Origin of the sequence: uncultured Planococcus sp., assembly GCF_947501725.1 — a bacterium.
In the GTDB taxonomy this organism is placed as follows: Bacteria; Bacillota; Bacilli; order Bacillales_A; family Planococcaceae; genus Planococcus; species Planococcus donghaensis_C.
The window spans coordinates 60,875-71,296 of sequence record NZ_CANMXD010000014.1 but is presented as its reverse complement, the minus strand read 5'-3'; the positions used below and the strand labels follow the sequence as shown (position 1 = coordinate 71,296).

Genomic DNA, 10,422 nt, shown 5'->3' with positions numbered 1-10,422 from the left:
TCCCGAACACGGCAGTTAAGCTCTTTTGCGCTGATGGTAGTTGGGGGTCTCCCCCTGTGAGAGTAAGACGTCGCTGGGCAGTTGAAAGAAGTCGTTACCGATTCCGGTAACGGCTTTTTTTGTGGTTCTATTTTAAATGGTGGGCGCTCAACAAAAGCACTTGATTTCAAATTTCTTTTAACCTTGAAATATCGAGTATAAGCAAAGAAGATAAGTCCCCCCCACTTGGATTTGACTATGAACATTCTTCGTTTAGAAGATGAGATAGGTGGAGGCCGGCGTGGCCGAGTATGTGGAGTTGAAGCTGCGTCCACGTAACAGTAACCAAAGGTCAAACACCTCAAATGATTTGAACCTCTGATCTCCTTTTTTATAAAAAAGACGTTATGTTTGCAGGGGTCAAGAAATTCACCTGTACTTCCGCTTCGAAAATTGTATGCCTTCCGGACGTGTCAAAAAAACGGACATTCTAGAGTTCCAAAAAGCGGTGGGGAGGTTCCAAAACTGGTAGACAGAGATTTTGAACAGTTTCAGGTTCCCTTATTCCACTGGCTTTTTGGATGGGATCAACAACCTGACAAAAGTGATCAGAGGAAATGCGTTCGGTTTCCGGAATTTCGCACGCGCCAAAATCCCTCATTCTGCTTTCTGAACTAATTCCTGCTGAGGCTATGCTTTATATTTTCTGGAGGTTTGTTTCGTTTCTTTCTTTTTGCGCAGCTTGAATTAAGAATCACGAAACAAGCGATCAGCCTCTCTAACACTTCATCCAGCAGCGAACGAAGTCCATTCCGGCTAAAAGCCGGAATAGCAAAGACGTTAGCGGATTCCGATTGCTGATGTATATCGCGTAAAACCTCCAACTTTAAACAAAGATGCCAGAAGTAACATTGTGATAAAACGATATCTATTAGCAGCAAGTCTACTTCTTCAAAACTACTTGCAAAGTCTTTACGTGAAAGAGTTTCTTCTATAGAAGATATAAGTATAGAAAAAATGAAGGTGTCATTTACTGAACAATCGCATTTGCATCTTCGTTAAGGCGGTAAGAATGTGAAGAATTATGGAAGTTCCTTTATATACTAAGGTTTTCTCCATCTTTTCTCTCTTGCTTTCTTCAGAAATTTCCCCTAAGATGAAAATTAATTCTTATTGAAAAGTGAAAGGGTGTAGAGATTGGATGTAAATCCGTGGCTGATGGTATTGATCATTTTCTCGATCAATATCGTTTATGTAACATTTTTTACGGTGCGAATGATCATGACTTTAAAAGGCTATCGTTATTTAGCGGCCGTTGTAAGTATGGTGGAAGTGGTCATTTATATAGTTGGACTTGGTTTGGTTCTCGATAATCTTAATGAAATTCAGAACCTGGTTGCTTATGCTTTGGGATACGGTTCCGGTGTCATCATCGGTTCGAAAATTGAAGAGAAGATGGCACTTGGTTATATTACGGTAAATGTCATCACCAGTGAAGCTGGTGAGTATCTGCCGAAGCAGCTCCGGGAAAAAGGCTATGGCGTAACCGACTGGAATGCCAATGGCCGTGACGGCGGAAGACAATCGATGCAGATTTTAACGCCGCGCAAAATGGAACTGAAATTGTATAAAGCTATCCAGGAAATCGATCCGAAGGCTTTTATCATTGCCTATGAGGCGAAGACGATCCATGGCGGATTCTGGGTAAAGACAGTGAAAAGGGGTAATTTGTATAAATGAGTAAGAATACAATATGGTTTGAAGTAGAAGAACATGAATCCATTACCGAGTGCTTGGATCGAATGAAAGCTGAAGGATATGCGGCTGTTGGCCGCAAAGAAGAGCCATTGTTTGAAGAAATAAATGGACAGCCAGTGCCAATAAGGCAAATTGTGAAATTTAAAGGGAGTAAACTTGGAGAATAACAAATTATACCTTTTAAAACCGAACGATTAAATAATTGAATAACCAATCGTTCGACTTTATCATTGACGTACTTTCTACGACTTGTTATGATTAATGAGAATACCCCATATATGCAAAAGAATTGGCTTTTGCGTCTCTACCAGGACACCGTAATGTCCGGACTATGCGGGAAAGCAACTTAGTGGATCGTAAAACGAAGGAGGGGCTTCTCTATATGTCCTCATCCATGAATTCGTTTCATGTACAGTCCTTAAGTAACCTGCTTTTCACGTAATGTGAGCAGATTACTTAAGGACTTTTTATTTTTTAAAGGAGAGTGTATCGATGAATCCTCGAATTGGCGTCATTATGGGAAGTACGAGTGATTGGGAAACAATGAAACATGCGTGCGACGTATTGGATGAACTGGGTCTGAGCTACGAGAAGAAAGTGGTTTCAGCACACCGGACACCTGATTTGATGTTCAGCTATGCAGAACAGGCAAGAGAACGCGGCTTGCACGTGATTATTGCCGGAGCTGGCGGTGCTGCGCATTTGCCGGGTATGGTGGCAGCAAAGACCACCTTACCTGTTATCGGTGTCCCGGTTCAGTCCAAAGCGTTAAATGGCCTGGATTCCTTGTTGTCGATCGTTCAGATGCCAGGTGGGGTTCCAGTGGCCACTGTAGCTATCGGTAAAGCGGGTGCTGTCAATGCAGGTTTACTGGCAGCTCAAATATTAGGGACAGTCGACGAAGAAGCTGCACAGGCTTTGCAGAAGAGAAGAGACCGGACAGCTGCAGCTGTGCTGGAAAGTTCAGGTGACCTGATATGACCAAAACAATATTACCCGGACAAACCATCGGGATTATCGGCGGCGGTCAATTAGGGCGGATGATGGCTCTTGCAGCAAAAGAAGCCGGATTTAAAATTGCGGTTCTCGATCCAGGTATGGATTCTCCAACTGGCCAAGTAGCGGACATTCAAATTGTCGCTCCCTTTAATGATCAGCATGCACTGGAAGAATTGGCTGAAGTGAGTGACGTCATCACTTATGAGTTTGAAAATATAGACGTTGAAGGATTAAAGAAATTAGCGGAAATTGCTTATGTTCCCCAAGGGGCCGAATTGATTCGGGTGACGCAAAACCGGATTTTTGAGAAACAGGCCATTTCTGAAGCTGGAGTTGTGGTTGCAGATTACATCACTGCTTCTACGTTTAAGGAGTTAATAGAAAAACGCAGCGAGCTGTCATTTCCTTTCGTAGTAAAGACTGCACGTGGCGGTTATGACGGCAAAGGACAGCAGACGGTTTCTTCTATTGACGAACTCCCTCAGGCAGAAGCGCTGTTTGAAAATGGGGAGTGTGTTGCGGAAGCCTTCGTGGAATTCACGAAAGAGATTTCAGTGATCATCCAGCGCAATGTGCACGGTGAAACGGCTATTTTGCCGATCGGTGAAAATATTCATAAAGACCACATTCTGCATCAGACGATTGTACCGGCACAGATCGATAAAGAGACGGTAGACCTCGCAAAGCAAGCAGCTGAAAAAATCGCTGCCCACTTGAATATGGTCGGAACCTTAGCGGTTGAAATGTTCGTTTTGGAAAATGGCAGCATCATCGTCAATGAACTCGCGCCGCGTCCCCATAACTCAGGGCACTATTCAATCGAAGCGACGAACATCTCGCAATTCCATCAGCATATCCGTGCAGTTTGCGGATGGCCGCTGCGGCAGCCAATCTTATGGTCAGAAGCGGTGATGGTCAATGTATTAGGTGAACATGTCGCGCCACTCACTTCGAAAGTCTCGCAATTCCCGAATTGGTCGATTCATTTGTATGGAAAAGATGAAGCGAAGCAGAAACGGAAGATGGGACATGTTACGATATTAACGGAAGACTTAAAGACGACTTTAAGTGAAATAGATGCATCCGGCATTTGGCCGGAATAATTGGAGGAACTTACAAATGATCGCACGCTATACACGGCCTGAAATGGGCGCAATCTGGACGGATGAAAACAAATACAATGGATGGCTGGAAGTTGAAATTCTGGCATGTGAAGCTTGGGCTGAAATCGGTGACATTCCAAAAGAAGACGTAGCTAAAATCCGTAAAGGCGCTTCTTTTTCAGTAGATCGCATTTTGGAAATTGAAGAAGAAACACGCCACGATGTGGTTGCTTTTACAAGAGCGGTATCTGAAACGCTTGGCGAAGAACGCAAATGGGTCCATTATGGCTTAACGTCAACAGATGTCGTAGACACAGCTTTGTCTTATCAGTTAAAACAGGCAAATGTCATTATCCGTAAAGACTTGACGAACTTCATTGAAATCCTGGCGAATAAAGCCAAAGAACATAAGATGACGGTCATGATGGGCCGTACACACGGTGTTCATGCTGAACCGACAACTTTCGGTTTGAAGCTGGCATTGTGGCACGAAGAAATGAAGCGTAATCTGGAGCGTTTCGAAGCAGCTGCAGCTTCCATCGAAACAGGCAAAATGTCCGGCGCAGTAGGAACTTACGCCAACATCGACCCATTTGTTGAAGCCTATGTCTGCAAAAAACTAGGACTTGCGGCTTCACCGATTTCGACACAGACTTTACAGCGCGACCGCCATGCACAGTATTTGAGCGTTTTGGCATTGATCGGTTCATCGATCGAGAAATTCGCTACCGAAATTCGCGGACTGCAAAAATCAGAAACGCGTGAAGTAGAGGAATTCTTTGCAAAAGGCCAAAAAGGTTCATCGGCAATGCCGCATAAACGCAACCCGATCGGTTCTGAAAACATGACAGGGCTTGCCCGTCTGATTCGCGGTTATATGCTGACAGCTTACGAAAACGTTTCTTTATGGCACGAACGCGATATTTCGCATTCATCTGCTGAACGGGTAATTTTGCCGGATGCGACGATTGCACTGAATTATATGCTGAACCGTTTCGGCAATATCGTCAAAAACTTGACGGTGTTCCCTGAAAATATGAAGCGCAATATGGATTCAACACTTGGCCTCATTTATTCGCAGCGTGTGTTGTTGACGTTGATCGATAAAGGAATGGCTCGTGAAGCGGCATACGATCTAGTTCAGCCATGTGCGATGGAAGCATGGGAAAACCAAACGCATTTCCGCAAAATCGTAGAAGCGGATGATACCATCACTGCTAAACTATCCAAAGAAGATTTGGATGACTGCTTCGATTACAACCATCACCTGCAGCAAGTGGACATGATTTTCAATCGACTTGGACTAAACTAAACGGGGGCTTCTAAAAATGGAAAAAGGTCAGCTATTGTACGAAGGAAAAGCAAAGCGCTTATATGCAACGGATGAACAGGGAATTTTGTGGGTGGAATATAAAGATTCAGCAACGGCTTTCAATGGTGAAAAGAAAGAGGAAATCACCGGCAAAGGCATTTTGAACAATAAAATCACGTCACTGATTTTCACGAAATTGCAGGAAGCTGGCATTGCTTCTCATTTCGTCAAGCAATTGTCTGATCACGAACAAGTGGTGCAGCAGGTCAGCATCATTCCATTGGAAGTAGTGGTACGGAACATTACAGCCGGCAGCATGGCCAAACGCCTCGGAATTGAGGAAGGCGTAGCCATCAGCCGCCCGGTAGTGGAATTCTATTTGAAGGATGATGAATTGGGCGATCCACTGATCACAGATGAACATGTGGATATGCTGAACCTGGCAACTGCAGAAGAAGTGGCAGAGCTCAAGCAGAAAGCGCGTAAAATCAATGAGGTTCTCATCGGCTTCTTTAAAGAAATAGGCGTCGATCTGGTCGATTTCAAAATCGAATTCGGCCGCGATGCAGATGGAAACATTCTATTGGCAGATGAAATTTCGCCGGATACTTGCCGGCTTTGGGATATGGAAACCAAGCAAAAGCTTGATAAAGACGTTTTCCGTCGCAATCTAGGGAATTTGACAGAAGCGTACGAACTCATTTTAACTCGTCTAGGAGGACAACACTCATGAAAAAAGTAAAAGTATACGTAACATTGCGCGAAAGTGTATTGGACCCGCAAGGATCCGCAGTTATGGGCTCTCTTCATAAAATGGGCTATGGTGAAGTGGAAGACGTACGGATCGGCAAATACCTGGAATTGGTCATCAGCGACAGCGAACGGGATGTGGATGCATTGGTCAATGAGCTTTGTCATCGCTTATTAGCCAATACCGTAATTGAAGATTATCGTTATGAAATTGAGGAGGTTGTCTCGCAATGAAATTCGCAGTGATTGTTTTCCCCGGCTCAAATTGTGACTTGGATATGTACCATGCGGTCAAGGACGAACTAGGTGAAGAAGCGGAGTATGTATGGCATGACTCAAAAGATTTGAGCAGCTATGACGGAATTTTGCTTCCAGGCGGATTTTCATACGGCGATTACCTGCGCTGCGGCGCGATTGCCCAGTTTTCGGGTGTCATGGACGAAGTGAGAAAAGCAGCAGAGGCAGGGAAACCGGTTCTTGGAATCTGTAACGGCTTCCAGATCCTGACGGAAGCGGGGCTGTTGCCAGGTGTTCTTTTACGCAACAAGAACCTGAAGTTCATGTGCCGTACCGTTGGATTGAAAGTTGAGAACAATAATACCTTGTTCACCAATGAATACGAAAAAGGCCAGGAGATCCAAATTCCAATCGCCCACGGAGAAGGCAATTATTTCTGCGACGATGCGACATACAGCCACCTCAAGGAAAACAATCAAATCGTCTTTACCTATGCAGACGATTTTAACGGCAGTCGCAACAACATCGCGGGCATCATCAACGAGCGCGGAAACGTGCTCGGCATGATGCCCCATCCGGAACGTGCAGTGTCTGACTTGATCGGCGGCACAGACGGATTGGCTTTATTCAGATCAATCGTAAAACAGTGGAGGGAAGCACATGTCAGTCATGCTTGAACCAAATGCAGCTCAGATAAAGGAACAGAAAGTTTATCAGCAAATGGGCTTGTCGGATGCGGAATTCGCCATGGTCGAAGAAATCTTAGGGAGACTGCCAAACTACACGGAAACCGGATTGTTCTCGGTCATGTGGTCTGAGCATTGTTCCTATAAAAATTCAAAACCGGTCCTGGCAAAATTCCCGACGAAGGGAGAGCGTGTCCTGCAAGGACCAGGTGAAGGTGCGGGTATTGTGGACATTGGGGACGGGCAAGCGGTCGTATTCAAGATGGAATCACATAACCATCCCTCAGCCATCGAACCTTATCAAGGTGCTGCAACTGGCGTCGGCGGAATTATCCGTGATGTCTTCTCGATGGGTGCGCGTCCGATTGCGTTGCTGAACTCGCTGCGTTTTGGCGAATTGACCACTCCACGTGTGAAATATCTTTTTGAAGAAGTCGTTGCCGGTATTGCCGGTTACGGAAACTGCATCGGCATCCCGACAGTGGGCGGGGAAGTCCAGTTCGACGATTCCTATGACGGCAATCCACTGGTCAATGCGATGTGTGTCGGATTGATCAACCACGAAGATATCCAAAAAGGCATCGCCAAAGGCACAGGCAACCCTGTGATGTATGTCGGCGCTAAAACAGGCCGCGACGGCATCCACGGAGCGACATTCGCTTCCGAAGAGCTGACTGACGGTTCTGATAAAAATCGGCCGGCTGTGCAGGTTGGTGATCCATTTATGGAGAAGTTGTTACTTGAAGCCTGCCTTGAATTAATCAAGTCAGACGCTTTGATCGGCATTCAGGACATGGGTGCGGCAGGATTGACTTCATCTTCAGCTGAAATGGCTTCAAAAGCCGGATCAGGCATCGAGATGGATTTGGATCATATTCCACAGCGTGAAACCGGCATGACTGCATATGAAATGATGCTGTCTGAATCACAAGAACGCATGCTCATCGTCGTCAAAGCTGGGCGCGAGCCTGAAATCGTCGAGTTGTTCGAGAAATACGGCCTGGATGCTGTCACGGTTGGTACGGTTACAGACGATTCGACGCTTCGCCTCAAGCATAAAGGGGAAATCGTTGCAGAAGTACCGGTTGACGCGCTTGCTGAAGACGCACCGGTTTACCATAAGCCATCAGCAGTCCCTGCTTACTTTACGGAGTTCCAGCAGCTGGACAATGCAGAGCCGAAAGTCTCGGATTACACAAAGACCTTGACGGCGTTATTGAAACAGCCGACCATTGCTTCGAAAGAATGGGTCTATAATCAATATGACCACCAAGTGCGCACGAGCACTGTAGTGAGCCCAGGGTCGGATGCAGCAGTGATCCGTGTCCGCGGCACCAATAAAGGCCTTGCGATGACGACGGATTGCAACTCCCGCTACATTTACTTGGATCCGGAAACCGGCGGCAAAATCGCAGTGGCGGAAGCGGCGCGAAATGTGGTCGTTTCCGGTGCAAAACCTCTTGCCATCACGGATTGCCTGAACTTCGGAAATCCGGAGAAACCAGAGATTTTCTGGCAGCTTGAAAAAGCGGCAGACGGCATGTCTGAAGCCTGTACAATCCTGGATTCTCCAGTTATCGGCGGAAATGTCTCTTTATACAATGAAACCAACGGCACGGCCATTTATCCGACGCCGACCATCGGCATGGTCGGGCTTGTGGAAGACCTTTCACATGTTACGACGCAAGACGCTAAGAAACAAGGCGACCTGGTGTATTTGATCGGGGAAAGCTTTACGGAATTTGGCGGCAGTGAACTGCAGAAAATGGTGGAAGGGCGCATTTTCGGAAAAGCACCAGCCATCGATTTGACAGTGGAAGCAAAACGCCAAAAAGAAATCCTTTCAGCGATCCAACAAGGGCTTATCGCTTCAGCACATGACGTTGCTGAAGGCGGAGTTGCCGTTGCATTAGCTGAAAAAACCTTCGGCAAAGGATTGGGAATGGACGTCACCTTGTCCGGAACGGCGACAACGGCATTATTCAGCGAATCACAGTCACGTTTTGTAGTGACAGTCAGCCCGGAAAAAGCAGCACAATTCGAAGAAATCGTATCAGACTCCAAGAAAATCGGCCAAGTCACGGGAGACAACTTAGTAATCAACGGTGAAGACGGCACGGCTTGGATCAACGATTCAGTCGCAACGCTTCGCTCAGCTTGGAAAGGAGCTATCCCATGCTTGCTGAAATCAGAAGCCTAAATGAAGAGTGTGGTGTCTTTGGAATATGGGGACATCCGAACGCGACCCAATTGACCTATTACGGGCTGCACGCGTTGCAGCATCGTGGCCAGGAAGGCGCAGGAATTGTGTCGACAGATGGAGAAGGTCTTCGTCCATTGAAAGGCGAGGGCATGGTCAGTGAAGTGTTCACGCCGGAAAAAATAGAGAAGATTGCAGGGCATGGCGCAATCGGCCATGTGCGTTATGCAACAGCAGGGGGCAGCGGGATTGAAAACGTCCAACCCTTGCTTTTCAATTCAACTACCGGTAGTTTAGCGATTTCCCATAACGGCAACCTGGTCAACGCGACACAGCTAAAAGGCCATCTGGAACGCCAAGGAAGCATTTTTCAAACGAGTTCCGATACGGAAGTATTGGCCCATTTGATCAAAAGAAGCGGCTATGCGACCTTTGAAGAAAAAGCGAAAAATGCCTTGTCTTTATTGAAAGGCGCATTTGCCTGTGTCATTTTGACAGAGGAAGCGATGTATATTGCCTTGGATCCGAACGGCCTTCGCCCATTATCTCTTGGAAAACTTGGGGATGCCTGGGTGACGGCATCGGAAACCTGTGCATTTGATATTGTCGGAGCGGAATTTGTCCGTTCGGTTGAACCGGGTGAATTTTTGATTGTTACGAAAGACGGCATGCGCGCTGAGCGTTTTGCGTATCCGGAAGAACGTTCAATCTGTACGATGGAGTATGTGTATTTCTCCCGTCCGGATTCGGATATCGATGGCATCAACGTCCATACGGCAAGAAAACGCCTCGGCGTCCAATTGGCTAAGGAAGTACAAATTGACGCGGATGTGGTAACGGGTGTGCCGGATTCCAGTATTTCAGCTGCAATCGGCTACTCCGAACAAAGCGGCATTCCATACGAATTGGGAATGATCAAGAACCGTTATGTGGGGCGTACATTCATCCAGCCTTCACAGGATCTGCGCGAACAGGGCGTCAAGATGAAACTTTCGCCTGTGCGTCAGGTAGTAAAAGGCAAACGCGTCATCATGGTGGATGACTCAATCGTCCGCGGCACGACTTCACGGCGCATCGTCAACTTGCTGAAAGAGGCAGGCGCAACGGAAGTGCATGTCGTCATCAGTTCTCCACCGATCAAGAATCCCTGCTTTTACGGCATTGACATCAGCACGGCTGGCGAATTGATCGCTGCCAACAATACAGTGGAAGAAATGCGTGAAATCATCGGAGCGGATTCACTGACATTCCTGTCGGTGGATGGCATGGTCCAAAACATCGGGCGAACAGATCCCGGTTCGAAATGCGGGCATTGCCTGGCTTGTTTTACTGGCGAATACCCGACTAATATTTATCCGGATACAGTATTGCCGCACGAAAAAGAAAAAGTGAAATAAG

Annotated in this window: 10 protein-coding genes, 1 pseudogene and 1 riboswitch; all 11 genes and pseudogenes read left to right on the top strand. The window is 46.6% G+C overall.

Annotated elements, in window-relative coordinates:
- Positions 1 to 451 precede the first annotated feature (451 nt).
- A pseudogene (locus Q0785_RS18240) lies at positions 452 to 652 on the top strand (transposase); the annotation flags it as partial.
- 524 nt (positions 653 to 1,176) lie between these two features.
- Positions 1,177 to 1,719, top strand: coding sequence for a DUF2179 domain-containing protein (locus Q0785_RS18235; protein ID WP_223642933.1), 543 nt, complete (start codon positions 1,177 to 1,179; stop codon positions 1,717 to 1,719).
- The gene (locus Q0785_RS18230; RefSeq protein ID WP_223642931.1) at positions 1,716 to 1,904 is read left to right on the top strand and encodes an NETI motif-containing protein; all 189 of its coding nucleotides are present in this window, start codon (positions 1,716 to 1,718) and stop codon (positions 1,902 to 1,904) included. Before Q0785_RS18235 ends, Q0785_RS18230 begins: the two co-directional genes overlap by 4 nt.
- An 85-nt stretch (positions 1,905 to 1,989) precedes the next feature.
- A riboswitch (purine riboswitch) is annotated at positions 1,990 to 2,089 on the top strand.
- Between the two features lie 140 nt (positions 2,090 to 2,229).
- Positions 2,230 to 2,718 (top strand): 5-(carboxyamino)imidazole ribonucleotide mutase, encoded by a 489-nt coding sequence (gene purE, locus Q0785_RS18225; protein ID WP_298833403.1) that lies wholly within the window; start codon positions 2,230 to 2,232, stop codon positions 2,716 to 2,718.
- Positions 2,715 to 3,839, top strand: a complete 1,125-nt coding sequence (gene purK, locus Q0785_RS18220) for a 5-(carboxyamino)imidazole ribonucleotide synthase (protein WP_298833400.1) — start codon at positions 2,715 to 2,717, stop codon at positions 3,837 to 3,839. The genes purE and purK overlap by 4 nt, the downstream gene beginning before the upstream one ends.
- A 16-nt stretch (positions 3,840 to 3,855) precedes the next feature.
- Positions 3,856 to 5,151 carry an adenylosuccinate lyase gene (purB, locus tag Q0785_RS18215; RefSeq protein ID WP_298833397.1) on the top strand — a complete coding sequence of 432 codons (1,296 nt, stop codon included), beginning with the start codon at positions 3,856 to 3,858 and terminating at the stop codon, positions 5,149 to 5,151.
- Between the two features lie 16 nt (positions 5,152 to 5,167).
- Entirely contained in the window at positions 5,168 to 5,884 is a 717-nt protein-coding gene (purC, locus tag Q0785_RS18210; RefSeq protein WP_298833395.1) for a phosphoribosylaminoimidazolesuccinocarboxamide synthase, read from the top strand.
- Entirely contained in the window at positions 5,881 to 6,135 is a 255-nt protein-coding gene (gene purS, locus Q0785_RS18205) for a phosphoribosylformylglycinamidine synthase subunit PurS (RefSeq protein WP_223642921.1), read from the top strand. Before purC ends, purS begins: the two co-directional genes overlap by 4 nt.
- Positions 6,132 to 6,815 (top strand): phosphoribosylformylglycinamidine synthase subunit PurQ, encoded by a 684-nt coding sequence (purQ, locus tag Q0785_RS18200; protein WP_223642919.1) that lies wholly within the window; start codon positions 6,132 to 6,134, stop codon positions 6,813 to 6,815. The genes purS and purQ overlap by 4 nt, the downstream gene beginning before the upstream one ends.
- Positions 6,799 to 9,024: a phosphoribosylformylglycinamidine synthase subunit PurL gene (purL, locus tag Q0785_RS18195; RefSeq protein ID WP_223642917.1), complete on the top strand. Its 2,226-nt coding sequence runs from the start codon at positions 6,799 to 6,801 to the stop codon at positions 9,022 to 9,024. The genes purQ and purL overlap by 17 nt, the downstream gene beginning before the upstream one ends.
- Positions 9,000 to 10,421: an amidophosphoribosyltransferase gene (gene purF, locus Q0785_RS18190; protein WP_298833386.1), complete on the top strand. Its 1,422-nt coding sequence runs from the start codon at positions 9,000 to 9,002 to the stop codon at positions 10,419 to 10,421. The genes purL and purF overlap by 25 nt, the downstream gene beginning before the upstream one ends.
- Position 10,422: the final 1 nt, after the last annotated feature.